We start from the raw sequence: 17862 nt of genomic DNA, 5'->3' as shown, positions 1-17862 counted from the left end.
TTGAACGAACTTGAGAACAAAGCAACGGAAGAGGAGATCAAAACCACGTATCTTGTGTTGTCGAATGTCCTCAAAAGCCCATCAGAATGCGATGAAAAGGCAACAGCGCTTGCGTATTTTTACACCCTCGATGGTATAAGCAGCTGGGCATTGCAAACGGCAACAAAGAACGTTTTGAAAGGCAAAGCAGAAGGTTTAAATGCAACTTTCATGCCATCAACAGCCGATTTATAATCGTTACTGTGAAGAGCTTGAAAAGGGTATACGCATAAGTATTGATCAAATATTTAGATACCTTCAAAAGCCTGAGATACAAGACAAGGGGAAAGAGGCGCCTTTAGTGGCTGATGAGCATTTAGAAAAGTTACAAGAAGAGTTCAATGGAATTTTAAAGGGCATCGAGGATAAGATAGCAAAGTGAAGGAATTTTGTATGAGATATTGGAATAGATACGCGTTTAACTCGATAAAATAGACCGTACAAAGCGATTTAAAGATTTTTTGATTTTGACATAAAAAACTAAAAACGCTCTGTAGAGCCAATTTTGAGGCAAATAGACCAAAGGTAAAATTATGGACTAAAAGCATGGGAATTTTTAAAGATTTGTTTTTAACAAAACGTAAACAACCACAAAAAAAGTTTATTGCAACGGCAAGAGGGCACGCGCCATGGGGATTAGGGGTCACTGAGTATTTTTATAATCTTTACGAATATGAGGACAGATCAAAAGAATATGAGCAATTTGAAGGAGGTCAATATCACGAGATACCAACCAATGTGGATTACAGTACCAAGGCGCAAGTGAAAGCATGGCTATATGGTGGTGCTGTGCCTAAAAGTGTTCTCAACCTTGAGCCCCTCATAAATGAAATCAACAAGGAAATTAAAGCCCTTGCACCCCAAAGGGACATGATGAAATGCTAGATTATTTCAGAAACAGCTTGACAATGTTTTCAAAATTGTTAGATTCATTCGTTAGGTGGTCAAAACACTTTGAAATCGTTAGCGGATGAACAACCGAAATTGTTTACCGTTCCTAAGAATTCGACTTAAGTATCACGTCAAAAGTGTGTTTTGTTGTCGGGTGTCGCTATACCATACAATACCTTTTCTAAGGGAAAGTATAATGGCGGACTAACGGTCGTATTTTGAGCACCTGGCGCCCTTTTGGGTGTCTAATCGAAATTTAAAATTTCGTTAGGAAAATATCATGAACAATCTCATAAAAATATCAGAACAGACCATTGGACAAGAAACAGTTCAAACCGTCAATGCACGTGAGTTGCATAAGTTTTTGGAAGTAACATCCCGCCTTTAATGAAAGCGTATCATGAATAAAAACGCAATAAAATCAGTATATTAAGTGCTTTTATTTTATTTGAATCCACTTAAGAATCCACGCTTTTATGCACGATTCAATTGAACATTTTTTATAAACAATAGCCATCTATAAACAGAGCATAAAAAGCAAATCATGATGCCAATGTTATAACGCATGGGAGCATTCAAATGAAATGCAGTTATCATTCATAACAGCTCATAAATTTTACAAGACGTTTTTATCATAATAAATCGCATTGTTAAAACGCAATTGAATATGAGGGCTTGTTTAAATGCAAATATTTGAAACGTTCTTTAAGAGGTTAATCCAAATTTAGATTGAGTAATTTTAGTCACCTCAAAAATGAGGGCATTGTTATGAATAGGCTTTAAATCATCACAGAGCTAATAGGCTTTTTTTCATTTAAATGTGATGATCTAAAAGAACGCTTTCATAATCATCTTTATATTATTTTGGATAAGTTTTTATAAAGAGACTAGAGAGCTTGCAATATGATACGTTTTGTATATATGTGTTTAATTGTTAGTTTTTATTTTTTTAGTTCCATCTACTCACAAGCCGCGTCTGTAAAATGGCACGGCTTTCTTTTTTGCACTCTTGTCTTTTAAGATGGCATTAAACCATAAAAAGCCCCCCGCGTTTGTTCTTTATTCTTCAGTATCAACAATCTCGATAAGAATATCGCTCTTATTAACCTCCTTATTTTTTGGAACCTCTCTTATTTCACTTTGTCGATTGAGTTTTGCACGCCCACAAACACGACCAAAAACCTTGATCGTATGAGAAACCTGAGCTTTACCATAAACAGAGCCATAAATTTGCGCACAGCCACTCACTTTTGCATAGTCATAAACCTTGCCATAAATTTGTGCACGTTTGTTAACAACAGCATAGCCATAAACATGCGCAGTGCTAAAAAGACAAGCAGAGCCTAACACCCTAGCGTTGCCATAAAGCCTTGCATAATCAAGAAGACAACCATTATGAGAAAGATGCGCCTTGCCATAAACATGGGCATCAATCGAAACGCGGCTATTGCCATACACACGAGCCTTACCATAAACATAACCAGCCACATACGCATTGTCATAAACAAATGCATCATCATAAATTTTTGCATATTGAGAAACGAACACCTTATCATGCACCTGAGCATTGCCATAGACACGCCCACGAACTTTTGCATAACCACGTATTTTTGCATTCTCATAAACACGGGCTTTGTTATAAACCCATGCCTCATCATAAACCCAGCAGTTACCATCATGAGAGAGGTTATGTTCTTCTTCGATAAAGCCACCCAGTTGACCAGCTTTTACATCAGAAAAGTCTCTTAAAGCTTTAATGCGATAAAGCGTTGTCATTCTTTTTGTGGTTTTATCTGTTAAATGTTTTGTTTCATTGGTTAGTTTGTATTTTTTAGACATCATAAGATTCCTCACAATCTCTCTTGTGTTAAAATTTTCATGAAAAATGTTAAAGGGAGGGAGCGCCCCCGCCGCGCTCTAAATGTTTAAAAAGGCTTTATTACGGAGTAAGATGATTTTTATTTCATTATTGGAAAGCAATTCGATATAAGAACCTTGTTTCAATATCATCACGCGTCTTTTCGAGAATGATAACAATGCCGTGAAAATTTTCATATTCACAAACATGTAAATGATTTACAACACGAGCGTGATCATAAATACGAGCATTGCCATAGACATAACCAGCGATAATAGAGTTATTATAGACCCTAGCATTTTGAGACACATGACCTGATTTTAAAACCAGAGCATTTCCATAAACCCAGCAATTACCATCATGAGAGAGGTTATCTTCCTTTTCGATATACCCCCCTAGATCGCCTTTTTTGACATCACCAAAATCTCTTAAAGCTCTAATACGGTATAAAAAGTGATCATCTATTAATTCACAATCATCAATAAATTCATATTTTTTTACAGGCTCTTGTTTTACAAGCGTTGCATTGTCATTTGTATTGGAAGCGATAACAGGGGTATTATTTTCTGTAGATTTCATTTTTAAATCTTTCTATTCAATAAAAGTTTTTGATTAGCAGCCCATAAGGGCATCGGGTGCTCAAAAACACGGCGAATAGTCCGTTGCTTACACTTTCCCTTAGAAAGGTATTGTATGGTGTAAGCACACCCGACAGAATCTTCATATACTAATAAAAGCATAAAAGACAGTCAGTATTTTAAAAGCATGGGAAAAGCTGTTTCGTAACCTATCTGCTTATCATTAAGTGTTTTTGATCACTTGATTATTTATATAACAAAATACGTATTTATTGTTAACTATATTTTATTCTTTTTTGTATTTTTTATAATTATTTTTTATACCATTGTGTATAAATATGTGTCTGCTTATTAATATTTTCTGTTTTATTTCCTATATTTGATTCTATATTACGCAATTGCGTTATTTTTCTTTTTTAAACATCATAATAATTAAAAACGCTCTTATGATGCTTATTTTTAACTTTATAACGCATCATTATTTTTATGAGATAACTTGTGAATATTTTTGTGAATTTTTTATAAGAGGTTTGTAATTTAAACAGCTAATAATAGAGACCGCATCTTTAAAGCCAACGCTTTTGATTCAAATCTCTTTTTGATTCATTCTCTATAGCCATTGCATCATGTTCATAAAACAAAATGATAAATATGATCATGCGGGTTTGATTTGTTATATAAACATTTCGAATTCTTATATTCTTATCAAAATACCTTTTAATGGGCTTTTGTCTCTTGTCAGTAATTATCAGTTGATTTACCCCCTCGTTTTAAAAAACATCTTTTAGTAAAAAATAAAAAGCATTATATTTCAATATGTTAGTGTGTTTTAAAAAATAAACCATGCTAATAAGATGATTTATATAGACAATGCATGATATCAATTGATTAAAACCTGTCAGTATCTGTCTATAAATTGAACTGACACCATTTATGATTTTAGTGCATGTTTAAATCATGTTTTATAAGAGGGCATATAATCCTTTAAAGCCTTTCAAAAGACAGCTCGTGATTATGAGATATGCTATCAAGGCTTTTATAGCTATTAATTTTATAGGTTTTGAGGGTTTTGGGTGTAATTTATTTTTACAAAAATAAGTCATTAAAAACGTAAAGAATAGAGAGATACATCATTCTCTTTAAAGAGAGCTTTTGAAAGATATGAAAGCCATCATTTGAGATTGCGATATAATCTTTTAAAGGCAATGTAAAAAAATCTCATTCTATTTAAGATGGGAATTCTTAAAAGCCTTAATGCAATCCATATGAGAGTGTCTAAAAGTGCAAGGCTTCTCTTTTTAGAATATCGCATGATAAACCACTCCTTTTAAGATTATAGGTAAGCAACCTAACAAGAGAGGTATAGATCATGATTATAAGGTTCTATACCCCTTGTAAGATTGGCATGCTCATATGATAGGCATGATTCATAAATCTATTCAGTTTCTCTTAATTCTAGATTTGGAAGGTTTTTAACAATCTTCATTGTTTCTAAACTTACCGTAATAACCCTTTGGAACAATTCCAATGGATAAGCAGGGTTTCCAACGGTCTCAATAGCATAGCGATTGGCATCATTAACAATACCACTCTTTTTATCAGTCTTTACACATTGACGACCCATAACCCATTCAAGAGCGGGTTTACCATTTACGATATACTCATAAGCTTTAAGAGGAATATCTGTTATTGTGATATTACTATTGTAAATAACAGTAGATTTATCCTTTTCCTTACCTACTTTTGCAAATTTCATTTCTGTAACATAATAAAATTTCTCAGGATTAGGGATATCTGTAAGTTTTGGATTGCCTTTTTTAAAGGTCACTGTATAAGGTTCTACCGTCTCATAATTAACGTGTAAATTGCCTAATTCACGACCCGCATTAACGAATACCCAGAAATCTTCAGCACTCTTTACGCAAGGGATGCAAGGGGGCTCTTTAGAGAGATTATCAGCATAGCGAGCACGGTAATCTTCTGAATGCAAGAGACCGTATACGTAATAGAATATATCATCTTTGGTAATTTTTTCATTAAGATAAGCCGCTTTAAAATGTGCTAATCCTTCATCAGTGATGGCATCACGACGTTGTAAATCAGAAGTTTTGCTTTCTTCTGTAGAATTTGTAAATAAATAAGACTGTTTTTCGTGTTTATCTTTTGAAGCCACAACATCTTTGTAAACATAAAGTGGAAAGCATTGGCTACCACCATCTATCATATTCACATCAAGCACATGTTTACTCATCAAAACCGAAAAAACACATCTTGCACCTATGCCTGTAACTTGTATCACTTTATTTTCAACGGCTTTTCCTATCGGGAATACACGCAGCATTTGGTAAACACCATCATTAAGATCCTGATTGTAATAAAGCCATTGTTGTGTAAAGGGACGGTAAAGACTTTGTGTAAGGCAATCTTCTTTAAAGTTGAAAACCTTTCCTTTTGCCAGATCTTTTTTGAGATTATGACTCCAACTGATTTTTTGTGCATCCGAACTAACAAAATCATTTACAGCGTTTTTACGTATTTTCTGATCAGTATGTGGATGGGCATCATTAAAACGTTCTACTTCACTATTATAGAAAGCAATCATATTACGCATATTTTTTGCTAAAACTTTATGACTTGAGTTATATACCCAAGCATCACGGCTGGTCATAATACCACGAGAATAAGTCTCAAAAAGTTTCTTACCATGACCTTTCTTAATACCCATAGCTAAAAATGTTTCAAAACTGTCATCACGTTGATTTATCCAATCACCATGCTTGTCTGGTGTAATGATTTGCCAACTTGATTTATCCGCAAAATACCATCAACACTACTAAGGTACTCAAGAGCGGTAAGTTTTTCTTTTGTCGTAAGATTATTGCCAATATCATGATAGTAAATTTTACAATCTCCAGAAACATTGGGATTTTTGATAAATAATGTTACGGCAATACCTGTCATACTACCATTACCAAAAATATTCTCTCCTTCTTGAGCTCGACCACCGCTTAACATATTCTTACGAAGATCCCCCCGTAAATTAAGCACATAAATACTGGTAAATTCTTTGGCTAAAGATTTGCGTAAACCGTCCATTGTTGGTTTTTCTATATAACCAGAACCAGAAAAAAACCAATGATACCAGCACTCTCAATACGGTCACTAGCCCAGCGAATTGCTCGTATATAACTATCACAAGGTTACAACGTATTGATTTATAACGATAATTTACTGTTTTGCATATTGAATTAGACGTCCGAATATTGTAGGATTCTCTCATACCAAATCTGCTTATGTTCAATCAATCATAATCACTTATTTGCACGTCATAAGCGGGGTTATCGTGTGGATAGAAAACAGTTTAGAAAGGAACAAAAATGCCTCTTATGAATCGTCTTAATGCAAGAGCTGTCACAACATTGGGGGCTGGTAAATATAATGATGGTGCTGGCTTGTTACTTCATAAGGGTAAAGATGGGGGTGCTCAATGGATTTACCGATATACCATTCACGGACACCGTCGTGAAATGGGCTTGGGTGCTTTAAGAAATGTTTCTTAAAAAAAAGCCCGTGAATTAGCAACTGGGTGGCGTTCTGTTTTACGTGAGGGGCGTGACCCCATTAAAGAACGTGACAAACAAAAACGTGAAGCAATGCGTAATCTCCATTATTTAAAAGATATCGCTCTCGATGCTTTTGAAAGCCGTAAAGCTGAATTAAAAAATGACGGTAAAGATGGGAACTGGTTTTTACATTTACGTCTTCATATTCTCCCTAAATTAGGCTGTCTCCCCGTTTCAGAGATTACCCAAACCGATATACGCAATACACTCGCTCCTATCTGGCATACAAAAGCTGGAACTGCTCGAACAGCATTGATGCATCTTAATCTTTGTTTCAAACATGCTGCTGCATTGGGATTAGATGTTGATTTACAAGCAACAGAAAAAGCACGCGCCCTCTTAGGCAAACAACGCCATAAAGCGCAAAATAGACCAGCAATGGATTGGAAAGAGATACCGGCTTTTTATAAAACATTTTGCGAAACAACAACCATAAAATGTTTGGCTTTGCGTCTACTTATTCTTACAGGTGTCCGTACATATCCTTTGCATCATATTTGTAAAGATCAGATTGAAGATGATATATGGACCATCCCTGCTGAGAATATGAAAGGAAAGCGTAATGCTACAACAGAGTTTCGCGTGCCTTTATCAACAGAAGCTCTAAAAGTTATTGAACAAGCTTGTTGTCTCTCCAAAAGTGACTTTATTTTTCATTGACTGGTCGCTATCCTCTTTCACCTGCGATAATGGCATCATATATGAGACAAAATAAACTTGAAGCCTGCCCGCATGGTTTTCGGTCGAGTTTACGTGATTAGCTAGCAGAAACAACCGATGCTCCTTTTGAGGTAGCAGAAACCATTCTAGGTCATACGGTCGGAGGTAAAATAGAACGTGCTTACCGTCGTACGGACTATTTAGAGCAGCGCCGTGTTTATATGGATAAATGGGCTGCCTATGTCACGGGGAAATCTTAAAAGATGGGGGCTTATACCCCATTTTTACTCCATTGTCTGTGAATAACTTTCTCTCTTCGTTCTCTCATTTTTGCTCAATAAGATTCATAAATTATTAAATGAGAAAATACATCATAAAGTGCTGTTTTTTTTATGATTAAACTTTCTTTCCAATCTGTGAAAAATATGGTTAATAAATGCGTATGATTTATTAATATTTTTTTTAATTGAAAGGATGAGTTATGACTGAAAATGATGTTCTTCTTACAGACCGTGAAAGTGCAAAATTATTGCATATAAGCGTTTCAACATTTCGTCGCCATGTGACCAAGGGATCTTTACCAAAACCTTTAAAATTTGGTTCTTTATCACGCTGGTTAAAATCGGATCTGATGGATGTGATTAAAAAAGCAAAAACGCAACGTCTCAGTGATGTGGCGTAAAAAACTTGTCACGTAAGGACGGACAAAAATTGCTCAAATGTTGAAATAATTCTAATGTTAAGTAACCACTACTAAATCATGGAGAATTCATGAGTAATATCCCTACTTATCCTGTTACCCCAAACTTACAGTTGGTATACGTATCAAACGTAGAGTATTCTACTGCTTTTTACAAATTCATCTTTAAGAAAGAGCCTGTTTTCGTCTCGCCACGCTATGTTGCATTTTCTTCTTCAGGTGACGCACTCTTTGCTATCTGGTCTGGGGGCGATGCGCCTGAGGCAAATATGCCTCGTTTTTCAGAAATCGGCATTATGTTGCCTCATGGGGAGGACGTAGATAAGCTATATGCAGAATGGCAAGAGCAAACCACCGTTGAAATAAATGTCTTGAAGGAACCGTATACTGATATATTTGGACGTACCTTTCTAATCAAAGATCCCGATGGCCATATTATTCGTGTTTGTCCACTGGATTAAAAAGCCTTAGATCAGATCTTTTATCGCCTAAACTCTATTTGTCTGTTTTCAAAACCTATAAAGCTATGCACGCTAGAGGCTTACTTACAACGCGTAGCTTATCCGTTTAGTACTGTATTAAAATTCTCTACGCCTTTAACGATCAGTATTGAGCCGCATAAAATGCTGTTTTCGCTGTAGGGCGTTATAATAAAAAAAGCGTTTATAGATTGAGCAATATCATAAAGAGCTAATAAAAAGCTGCTTATTCTTGACGACAATAGAGCTGGTAACATAACTTTTCTGGAACTTCTTGCGAAGTTTATTATGTCTTATGCGGGCACACTTTATAAAGAACCTCAAATTTTCTATAAATTACTTGCGCAAGATATAAGCTTTTCAAATCTTCAAGCAACACCGCGCTTTCTATATGAGCAGAATACCAATGACAGCGTGCCCTTGCTTACTGAACTCTTGGCTTTTATTATTACCCAGCCGTCGCATATGTCGCTTTTAGATAAGCCAATTAATCACTTTTCATTAAAATTGGTTGAGAAACTAGAAGATGCTTTCCAGCTTAGCATAAGGGCGATTATTATTGCTTTGTATGATCGTTGGTTGCGGCGTCAATGGCAAGGCAAAAGCTTAAAATTATCTTATAGAGATTTTTAGAAACAACTTTCACTGAGTAAACCCTTTCACATTTCTCAATAACACAAAATAATCATAAACGTTCATTACTAAAAAGGTTAAATTAAATGCATAATACTATAAGTATATTTTAAATGGCGTTGTACATATTTTTCATGTGCTTCATACAAGGAAAAAATTTCCTTAACCAATTCAATTGTATTTTGATCTATTTGGTATACATAATGCGGCTTTAGTAAAAAATGCTTGCTATAGCTATATTGAAGCAATATCATTTGCTACAATACTGCACTCTTTAATAAGTAATGATAAATCACTATTTTCTCTAATATTGCGAATATAATTGCACAAATCACTTCGCACACTCCTTAGTTTCTTACTTGTAAAAGTGATGATGAGACCCTTGTTAAACGGCGTCTTATTGTCCATGATGTGACTGTCGAAAAGCTTGAAGAATTACTAAAAGAAAACTCGCGTGGATTATTGATGGTCCGTGATGAACTTTCTGGTTTCTTAGCCAATATGGACAGAAAGCAATATCAGACAGACCGTTCTTTTTATCTGACTGCTTTTAATGGAAATTCTTCCTTTACCTATGACCATATTGAGTGTGGAACAATTTATATTCCCAATGCAACACTTTCTATGATTGGGGGCATTCAACCTTCACGAATTATTCCCATCGTTTAGGCGCATGGAAGAAAAAATCATAGAGCTTTACGCTTTAGATCAAGAAACAGCTGCCTCCTTAAGGAGAGAAGCAGATACTTGTCGTGGTAGTTTGTCATCAAATCGTCTTATCCGTTATGTTGTGAAACTATTGGCATGTTTATGAGACTTTTAAAGTTTTTTTCACAACAGAATTTAGAATCCCTTTAAAGAAATATTAGAAGTGATTAGAGAAGAGAAAAGCAAAAATGCTGCTGTTGTGGAAGAATGTTAGAGAATCCTATTCCCTAACCTTTATTCATGCATCCCACATCTTTAAAAGATATATGAAGAATCAATAAGTTATTTATGGTTAAATATCGAGTGGCGGAGAGGAAGAGATTCGAACTCTCGAGAGCCTTTTGAGCCCTACTCCCTTAGCAGGGGAGCGCCTTCGACCACTCGGCCACCTCTCCAAGGAAGTGCATAAATGGTATCAGCAGAAAGTTCAAGACATTTTCGATTTTTTTTCAAAAATATCTAAGAGTTTTCTTTTTTATTAACTCAAGAAGACAAAAGTTAACAAAACAAAAATTGTGCCTTTTTTACCACATCACCTTGAATAGTACATGAATATCTTCCAAAAAGGTGTTTTCATATTTGTATATTTTAAAAAGATCAGTATAGCTAAGATACAAGTATCGTATATTTTTTGCCTTTAATGAGTTGAGCAAATAATATTCCCTAATGAAGATTAAACTACCTTTCACTGGAGATCCATTATGAATATAAAATCCCTCTTTTTAAGTTCTACAGCAGCTTTTTTAGCGATTTCTGGAGCGCAAGCCGCTCCAAAAGCGATTGCAGAACCAGAACCTGTAGAATATGTTCGTGTGTGCGATGCATATGGTAAAGGATATTTCTATATTCCTGGAACAGAGACCTGCATGCGTTTGTCAGGAAATGTTCGCGCTGATTTTATAGGCGGTGATAATATAGATGCGATAACTGACTCTCAATTATCAGAAAAAAAGAAAACCTATGGTGCATCGTCCCGGCTAACTCTTGTTTTCCAAGCCGCATCTGAAACAGAGTTAGGAACACTTCGTTCCTATGCACGCATTTTCTCGGACTGGAACAATGGCAAGGACAAAGCTGGTGCAAAACTCGCAGCCGCTTATATTGAACTTGGTGGTTTTCGCGTAGGTCTTGATGATACAATTTTTAACAGTTGGACTGGTGGTTACGGAAATGTTTTCAACGATGACAGTATAGCACCAGCAGGTGTTACACGCACCAATTTCATTTCTTACACCTTTAGTGGAGACACTGGATTTTCTGCTATTATCGGAGCTGAACTGGGTAATGCTGATGGTCCTGCCCCTATTGAAAATACATACTATTACATAGATAACGATGATAAAATTGCTGGCGTTGCTAGTGATAATCTCCCAAGTAAAAGAATAAAAAAATATACCCCTAATATAGTTTTGGGTGTGAAATTTATGCAAAAATGGGGTGGTTTTTCAACAGTTGCAGCATACGATGCTTATTATAAAAAGTGGGCTGCTAAAGTGCGCATGGATTTCAATGTCAACGATCGTTTAAATCTATGGGTAATGGGTGGTTATAAAAACAATGTTGATTACTACACAGTAGATGAAAATGTGCTGTCACGACAAAATACAACGATCTATGCAAACTGGGGTGGTAAATGGGCTGCTTGGGCTGGTGCAACTTACAAGCTCACTCCAAAAGCAAATTTAAACGCTCAAGTTTCCTATAGTGCTGTAAAAACCTTTGCAACTTCTGTAAATATTGCCTACACGCTGGTTCCAGGCTTCGTAATTACACCTGAATTGACTTATGTTTCTTGGAATGATGATCGCACGCATAATGGTATAAACGGTGCAACATATACACATGCTCTAAAAGGAAAAAGTGCTTTGCAAGGCATGATCCGCTTCCAGCGCTCATTCTAATTCTCTTGAATTACACTTTAAAAAAACTGGTGACATATGTTACCAGTTTTTATTTTTTTAAGCTATGTGTAATCATCATAACACTCTTTTATGTTATTTTTCCCACTCTCTCTAACAAAAAGCTTTTTACTATTATAAATATATCTCAAGCTGATGTGTCAGCAAAAGAGCAATCAGTGCTTCCATAAATCTTGAACATACAATTCAAATAATATAAGCTTGAATTATCAACGAATTTATTATCAAAACTGTATCAATATATCCTCGAGAAAAAACAAAAATGCGCTGAATATAGTTTCAAATTGTTAGACAATGAATCCTAAAAATATTCTTAGCAAAAATAGCAAAACTAAAATAACTATCAGAATTTTTTATACCATAAGCGTTTTTCAGTATGTCAAAAACAAACATTCAAGAATAGAAGTGATGCATGTTTAAAAAAGCTCTAAACAGATGGCACTTATAGTTTTCGTGATACACAATCTTTATCTGCTTTCTTCTTTCAACCACTATCGGATTTTTTGTACAGCATGAATGCAAAACTATAATTTGTTCTTTTTACTTCCGACAATCATGAGAGTAAATTAATTGTTATCTCTCTCTTTTTTACGTAATTTTTTGAGCAACTATGTTCTTTTGTAGGTACATAACATCTTCATCTTACAGTCTTTTTAATAAAAGAACAGCATATGCGATAAAAAGGGAATTTTAAAGCTTACCTCTGCAAACTACAGATTTTTTCTCCCTTTCTTCATCCATTCCTTTGCGTGATAAGTATCTCCCTTATATCATAATAATTTTTTTCTTTCACTTAACCTTCATCAGATGAAGATCAAAGAGTACTTTTAATAAAAGAGAATCTATATTGCAGTAACTACACATATTTAACACTAAGATGAACTGAACAAATCCGATGGGAAATACTTATCTACCAAAGCGTAGATAATCGCTGCTGTTTCAACATCTAGAATCCCATCATAATTTTCTTGACGAAAATGAAGCTGAAATGCTCGGATCAAATCCGAGTATCCAATTTCGGTACATGCAACCGAAATATCATATCCATAACATTTCAACTTAGCCAAAACATCAGCTTTTGATGGAAGACTCTTACAGAACTGCTCCTGATAGTAATGCTTTAGTTCATCATCGTACCATGCTCCTATACCTGCTCTATAAAGTTCTTGCCATGGAAAAGCAGGACCTGGATCACTCTTTCTGCCGATAGCAATATCACTGTGTCCAACAACATCAGTTGGCATGATATCTGGATATCGTTGCAGAATATTCAAGGCGAGTTCCTTAACTGCATCAATTTGCCTCGGATTATAAGGAGGAAATATAAAGCCTTCATTATTATAAGTAACTAAATTAACTGTCTCAAACTGTGCAGTCGTATCACTCACATTACCACCCTCAGTCCACGAACCAATGCCAGCGTGCAATTCATATTCATCTTTATAATTTGGATTTAAAACATGCACATCTTTTAAAGTCGGCTCAATATACGGATGCTCTGAAGAATCAGAATCACCAGTTGCTAAATTAACTATTTCAATACCAATAGATGTATCATTTAAATTACTGCGTCCAGCCCATGAGCTGATACCCGCATGCCATGCACGTTCATTTTCATCAACCAGATTAAAGATACGCATATCCTTAAATCCTGCCTCAAGATATGTCCGCTCTGATGGATCAGGAACAAGGTAATGAACACTAACATCTGCTCCTGTAAGAGCCATAATCGAATCTTTAAAATTCAATGAAGTATAATGCATCACAAGAAAACGAACACGACGATTAAAGCTCTTAATAGAACGATAACTGTTGTAATCAATCTGATACATAGAGACCTTCCTTTTTCAGTTCAAAAGTACCATCGTGCCTTATAATAGAGCGTATAAAAAATGAATATTGAGAGACTTTTGAAGATTTTTATAAGACATTCTAGAATCCAAATACCAAAAATCATGCTTACAATTGATACATCAAATGAAGCGTTGATTGAACAATTAAGATGCATTTTCAAATGCCTCTGCATACAATCAATGAAGCAATTGTAAAAACATTCACAAACTATTAACTTAGATGTTTTCTATCAAGAAACAAATAATAGAACAACAAAATGGCTCATCAAATATTTCCTCACATTCTTGCATAAAACAGTTTTGCCTCTTTATGCTTTTGTATAACATACGATTATAGACCACCACATATGATCCATAATGCCTAGCCATAAAGTGATAATAGACAATTCTCAGAAGATTACTGTTGTGTCATGACAATTTAACAACCAAATTAAAAATGCATATTCGTGACAAATTTCTCACCAATTATCAACAGACCAATATATTTTATCAATAGAATTTAAGAAACCTTTCTGTAGCTTGCCAAAAATTAAGATTTTATATTGTTTTATGATAGAGAGTTTCTTCCTATCGTTTCTCTTAACAACATATCTCCCATCCTCCAATCAGAATGGACCGAGAATTTTTTCTTAAACTGAATAAAACAATTTCTACAATAATTTTGATCTTATCATGCGATAAAAATCACCTTATAATACATTGTATTTTGATTTTACACTGTATGAATATTGGTTGCAAATGAGGTAGTAATATAGAATTCTAATCTCAGCGATAATCCAAACGAAATTTGAGCAACGATATCCACATTTTTCTATGAGTTCGTTTAGAAAAAAATATTTTCATATTTTCCAATTATTTAATACTACTTATCCCTTATCCGAGAGCAAAACACTGATAGCAAATACAAACGATCTACAGCATAAAAACAACACTGCCTTTAACCCAAACTATATCAACAATTGGAGAAGTCTTTCTATATCTCTACAAAGTTTCAATTTTTAATTTTCTTACTTGCAAATATCTTTTTAAAACTGACCAAGCTGCATATTCTTGTAAGACCACACCTAACAGCGGTCGTGTATAGGGAAAAGTAATATGATCATCACCATAACCGTTAATTCGTACAGTCATTGTCGCATGCCCAAGGCTTTCTTTTTGGTTTTCTAATACTTCTAAAGAGGGCGATAAACTAACCTCAGCTTCTAACTGTGAAATATTTTTCTCCGTTTTTTCTGTTGGCTGAAAATATTTTAAAAGCATCGGATCACTTACTGACCAGTGAACTTCTGCATACTTCGCTAATTGTTGGCAAGCAGTGGTAATTTCTGCACCAACCAAGTATGGGCGAAAATGATCTTCAAATTCTTCGATTAAATGCTGTGCCAAAGACGCAGGTGATTGACCAACCAATTGCACAAGGACATAAGGACTTTTCCATAAAAAATGCCGCTCAAACGGTTCATGAGCAAAATGACTATCAACCCAATACGCAATGGTACTTTCATCAATTCCAATCAAAGTCCACGCATATTGAGCGCGCGATACAACAGAATACTTCTGTTCATCATGTTCTAAATAATGTTCTAAAAGAGAAAGAGCCTGAGTAGGAGGACCAGGCAAGACTACAAGAGAACTTCCACCACAAGAGAGGTAAAAACCAGGTTCTGTCCCAGTCGGGTTATCAAGAACTTTTGCCGTCTCAGGAAACAATGCCTGACGGGCATTATTGGTATCCGGCGCAATCCCTAACCGTTGCAATTGACCTTTGATTGTTTGCCATACCTCTTCATCATAGACTAAGGGCTTTTCCACAGCTTGTGCAATCGCATCACGGGTTTTATCATCAGATGTTGGTCCTAATCCACCACTGATAATGATGAGATCTTCTTGTCCAAGACAAGCAATCACTGTCTCACTAATTTGCTGTAATTGATCGGCGCAAACAAAATGGCGTGTAACTTGAATGTTTCTTTTGTTCAGGCTTTGACTCAAATCTTGCAAATTTGTATTCAAATATTGCCCTGAAAGAAGTTCATCACCGACCGTAATAATCGCCACTCGACAAATAGGGATAGGGTCTACAAGAGAATTAACAACAGTTTCAGCCATTTGACGTGTCGTGGCTAAACCTCCTAAGTCATAAGTCACCGTTTTTCCAGCGCGAATAACCTGATCAACACTCTCAGACAATTGTTGCGCCGCCTCTTTAAAACCTAAATGATCCAAGAGTAAAGCTGTGGTATAAAGCATCGCAGAAGGATTGGCTTTATTCTGTCCAGCAATGCGTGGTGCGCTACCATGGACTGGTTCAAAATAAGCAATCTTGCTTCCCACATTTGCACTAGGCGCCAATCCCAATCCACCCATTACTCCAGCACCAAGATCAGAGAGAATATCACCAAACATATTTTCAGCAACAATCACACCAAACTGTTCTGGTTTTGTTACAATCCATAAAGCAACCGCATCAACATTGTGAATATCTGCTTCAATTTCGGAATAATTTTGAGCAACTTTCTCAAAAATTTCTTGAGCAAATTGACCACTTTCTCGCATGACATTTGGCTTATCAGCAAAAGTAACCCGTTTAAAACCATGTTTGCGTGCATAAGAAAAAGCATATTCAAAGATCCGCTCTAAACCAAAGCGTGTCTGCAATCGTACTGTCCCATGCAGCATCTTCAAGACCATATCTTTCTAGATTGGGATGTTTTAGCCATGTTGCTGTTTCAGGAGATATCCCACGAAAATCAAGCCCCGCATAGAGACCCTCGCTATTCTCTCTGATAACACAAAAATGAAAAGGTTTTCTTGGACCGACAATGTATCTTATAGGACGTACATTAGCAAACAGACCTAACTTTTGGCCAAGTTGAATGACAGGCGAAACATAAGTAAGTTCCCTCTCTCTTAAATGTGGCGCAAGCTCCTTTAAAGAAGCTTTTTTCCCTTTACTCGTCACAGCACCAAGTAAAACAGCATCGCTTTCAGCAATTTTTTTCCAAGTCGCTTGAGGAACAGGATCCCCTTCTTGTTTCCAACATTCCCAACCAATATCTCCATAGGTTAATTCAATTGGCAACTTCAATTGCTCTAAAACCATCAGTGCAGTATCACAAACTTCTGATCCTATTCCATCACCAGGTAATACAAGAACTTTCTTTTTCATAATCTGTCAATCCATTCATCAAGAATTGCATTTGTCACCGCAGAATTATCATCCCATAAACGCGTACCAGCATCAGGGATGATCTTATATTCATGATTTATAGAATGACTTCTCGTTTGATTATCTACAGTTGCAAGTTGCGACTTTTCGCCTACCAAAGCTAAAAACTTTCCAGTGTACTTGATAATCTCATCCCTCGCATCCATTCCCAACAAGAGCTTAAATCCTTTTGACATCCGTTCAATAGCCATGCTTTTTTGCGTATCAGGAATCTCCAATACAGCTCTTTTCTTCATAACTCCACAAGGGTGCATAAAAGCATTCAATGCTTCTAAAGCTCCTGATAAATCTTTATTTTTCAAGAAATTAAGAATATATCCAACTCGCCGTTGTAAAGGCGCATCTGGATAGCCTGGTGCATTCACGGCTAACACAGCTCGAACATTTGGAAGTCGCGCAGCCAATATCTGTACTAACATTCCAGCCATAGAAAAACCGACAAGAATTGAAGGCTCTTTAAAATGTTTTTCAAGTTTTTCTGTAATAAAAGGCAAAATTTCTACAGCAGAATTATTACAAAGAATAGAGTCGCTGGGAAAAAGGGACAATGTATCGAGTAAAGTAATTTGGAATCCTTTTGCCAAACATAGCTTTGTAAATGAAGAACAAAAAACGCCTTGATCCCAAATTGGCATCACAGGAGAAAGAATGACAATATGAAGGCTCATTTTTATTTATTTCCCGCCCCACTT

The 17862-nt window shown here is 35.7% G+C and carries 12 protein-coding genes, 1 tRNA gene and 5 pseudogenes; 11 read left to right on the top strand and 7 right to left on the bottom strand.

Annotation, left to right across the window (positions count from 1 at the left end):
* From AC0QT1_RS04480 to AC0QT1_RS04465, 4 genes and pseudogenes are all read left to right on the top strand, one after another.
* Window positions 1–234: a hypothetical protein gene (locus AC0QT1_RS04480; RefSeq protein WP_473201729.1), complete on the top strand. Its 234-nt coding sequence runs from the start codon at window positions 1–3 to the stop codon at window positions 232–234.
* Window positions 200–421 (top strand): hypothetical protein, encoded by a 222-nt coding sequence (locus AC0QT1_RS04475; RefSeq protein WP_473201180.1) that lies wholly within the window; start codon window positions 200–202, stop codon window positions 419–421. Before AC0QT1_RS04480 ends, AC0QT1_RS04475 begins: the two co-directional genes overlap by 35 nt.
* A gap of 164 nt (window positions 422–585) precedes the next feature.
* On the top strand, window positions 586–924 hold the full coding sequence (locus AC0QT1_RS04470) for a hypothetical protein (RefSeq protein ID WP_473201728.1): 339 nt from the start codon (window positions 586–588) through the stop codon (window positions 922–924).
* Window positions 925–1210: 286 nt separating this feature from the next.
* Window positions 1211–1312 (top strand): annotated as a pseudogene (locus tag AC0QT1_RS04465) (phage antirepressor Ant); the annotation flags it as partial.
* Between the two features lie 677 nt (window positions 1313–1989).
* Here AC0QT1_RS04465 and AC0QT1_RS04460 read toward each other — a convergent pair.
* From AC0QT1_RS04460 to AC0QT1_RS04450, 3 genes and pseudogenes are all read right to left on the bottom strand, one after another.
* Complete coding sequence (locus tag AC0QT1_RS04460; RefSeq protein WP_473201727.1) at window positions 1990–2769, bottom strand: hypothetical protein; 780 nt, start codon at window positions 2767–2769, stop codon at window positions 1990–1992.
* A 127-nt stretch (window positions 2770–2896) separates the two neighbouring features.
* The gene (locus tag AC0QT1_RS04455) at window positions 2897–3367 is read right to left on the bottom strand and encodes a hypothetical protein (protein ID WP_473201726.1); all 471 of its coding nucleotides are present in this window, start codon (window positions 3365–3367) and stop codon (window positions 2897–2899) included.
* A gap of 1434 nt (window positions 3368–4801) precedes the next feature.
* Window positions 4802–6560 (bottom strand): annotated as a pseudogene (locus tag AC0QT1_RS04450) (type ISP restriction/modification enzyme); the annotation flags it as partial.
* A 183-nt stretch (window positions 6561–6743) separates the two neighbouring features.
* On the opposite strand from AC0QT1_RS04450, the pseudogene AC0QT1_RS04445 reads away from it, so the two are divergent.
* From AC0QT1_RS04445 to AC0QT1_RS04420, 6 genes and pseudogenes are all read left to right on the top strand, one after another.
* Window positions 6744–7909: pseudogene (locus tag AC0QT1_RS04445) on the top strand (tyrosine-type recombinase/integrase).
* 221 nt (window positions 7910–8130) lie between these two features.
* Complete coding sequence (locus tag AC0QT1_RS04440; RefSeq protein WP_473201725.1) at window positions 8131–8331, top strand: helix-turn-helix transcriptional regulator; 201 nt, start codon at window positions 8131–8133, stop codon at window positions 8329–8331.
* 89 nt (window positions 8332–8420) lie between these two features.
* Complete coding sequence (locus AC0QT1_RS04435; protein ID WP_473201176.1) at window positions 8421–8810, top strand: VOC family protein; 390 nt, start codon at window positions 8421–8423, stop codon at window positions 8808–8810.
* A gap of 306 nt (window positions 8811–9116) precedes the next feature.
* On the top strand, window positions 9117–9461 hold the full coding sequence (locus AC0QT1_RS04430) for a P-loop NTPase family protein (RefSeq protein WP_473201724.1): 345 nt from the start codon (window positions 9117–9119) through the stop codon (window positions 9459–9461).
* A 381-nt stretch (window positions 9462–9842) separates the two neighbouring features.
* Window positions 9843–10127 (top strand): annotated as a pseudogene (locus AC0QT1_RS04425) (DUF3987 domain-containing protein); the annotation flags it as partial.
* Window positions 10128–10134: 7 nt separating this feature from the next.
* The gene (locus AC0QT1_RS04420) at window positions 10135–10275 is read left to right on the top strand and encodes a hypothetical protein (RefSeq protein WP_473201174.1); all 141 of its coding nucleotides are present in this window, start codon (window positions 10135–10137) and stop codon (window positions 10273–10275) included.
* Between the two features lie 198 nt (window positions 10276–10473).
* Here the strand turns inward: AC0QT1_RS04420 and AC0QT1_RS04415 are convergent.
* Window positions 10474–10564 (bottom strand) — tRNA-Ser (locus AC0QT1_RS04415).
* Window positions 10565–10870: 306 nt separating this feature from the next.
* Here AC0QT1_RS04415 and AC0QT1_RS04410 point away from each other — a divergent pair.
* A complete protein-coding gene (locus AC0QT1_RS04410; protein WP_473201173.1) occupies window positions 10871–12070 on the top strand; it encodes a porin in 1200 nt (399 codons plus the stop codon).
* A gap of 890 nt (window positions 12071–12960) precedes the next feature.
* Here AC0QT1_RS04410 and AC0QT1_RS04405 read toward each other — a convergent pair.
* The 3 genes and pseudogenes from AC0QT1_RS04405 to AC0QT1_RS04395 all read right to left on the bottom strand — a co-directional run bounded on the left by AC0QT1_RS04405 (window position 12961) and on the right by AC0QT1_RS04395 (window position 17838).
* Window positions 12961–13920, bottom strand: a complete 960-nt coding sequence (locus AC0QT1_RS04405; protein WP_473201723.1) for an N-acetylmuramoyl-L-alanine amidase — start codon at window positions 13918–13920, stop codon at window positions 12961–12963.
* 1002 nt (window positions 13921–14922) lie between these two features.
* Window positions 14923–17110: pseudogene (locus tag AC0QT1_RS04400) on the bottom strand (isocitrate/isopropylmalate family dehydrogenase).
* The gene (locus AC0QT1_RS04395; RefSeq protein WP_473201722.1) at window positions 17107–17838 is read right to left on the bottom strand and encodes an alpha/beta fold hydrolase; all 732 of its coding nucleotides are present in this window, start codon (window positions 17836–17838) and stop codon (window positions 17107–17109) included. Before AC0QT1_RS04395 ends, AC0QT1_RS04400 begins: the two are co-directional and overlap by 4 nt.
* Between the last annotated feature and the right edge of the window lie 24 nt (window positions 17839–17862).

The sequence above is a fragment of the Bartonella sp. P12B genome (genome assembly GCF_055796185.1).
The sequence above is the reverse complement of the archived record's forward strand: the minus strand, read 5'-3'. Positions and strand labels throughout refer to the sequence as shown.

Coding starts and splice junctions, on each gene's coding strand:
- AC0QT1_RS04420 (WP_473201174.1), top strand. CDS start 10,135: ATGGAAGAAAAAATCATAGAGCTTTACGCTTTAGATCAAGAAACAGCT.
- AC0QT1_RS04395 (WP_473201722.1), bottom strand. CDS start 17,838: ATGAGCCTTCATATTGTCATTCTTTCTCCTGTGATGCCAATTTGGGAT.
- AC0QT1_RS04460 (WP_473201727.1), bottom strand. CDS start 2,769: ATGTCTAAAAAATACAAACTAACCAATGAAACAAAACATTTAACAGAT.
- AC0QT1_RS04405 (WP_473201723.1), bottom strand. CDS start 13,920: ATGTATCAGATTGATTACAACAGTTATCGTTCTATTAAGAGCTTTAAT.
- AC0QT1_RS04430 (WP_473201724.1), top strand. CDS start 9,117: ATGTCTTATGCGGGCACACTTTATAAAGAACCTCAAATTTTCTATAAA.
- AC0QT1_RS04440 (WP_473201725.1), top strand. CDS start 8,131: ATGACTGAAAATGATGTTCTTCTTACAGACCGTGAAAGTGCAAAATTA.
- AC0QT1_RS04470 (WP_473201728.1), top strand. CDS start 586: ATGGGAATTTTTAAAGATTTGTTTTTAACAAAACGTAAACAACCACAA.
- AC0QT1_RS04435 (WP_473201176.1), top strand. CDS start 8,421: ATGAGTAATATCCCTACTTATCCTGTTACCCCAAACTTACAGTTGGTA.
- AC0QT1_RS04410 (WP_473201173.1), top strand. CDS start 10,871: ATGAATATAAAATCCCTCTTTTTAAGTTCTACAGCAGCTTTTTTAGCG.
- AC0QT1_RS04475 (WP_473201180.1), top strand. CDS start 200: ATGCAACTTTCATGCCATCAACAGCCGATTTATAATCGTTACTGTGAA.
- AC0QT1_RS04455 (WP_473201726.1), bottom strand. CDS start 3,367: ATGAAATCTACAGAAAATAATACCCCTGTTATCGCTTCCAATACAAAT.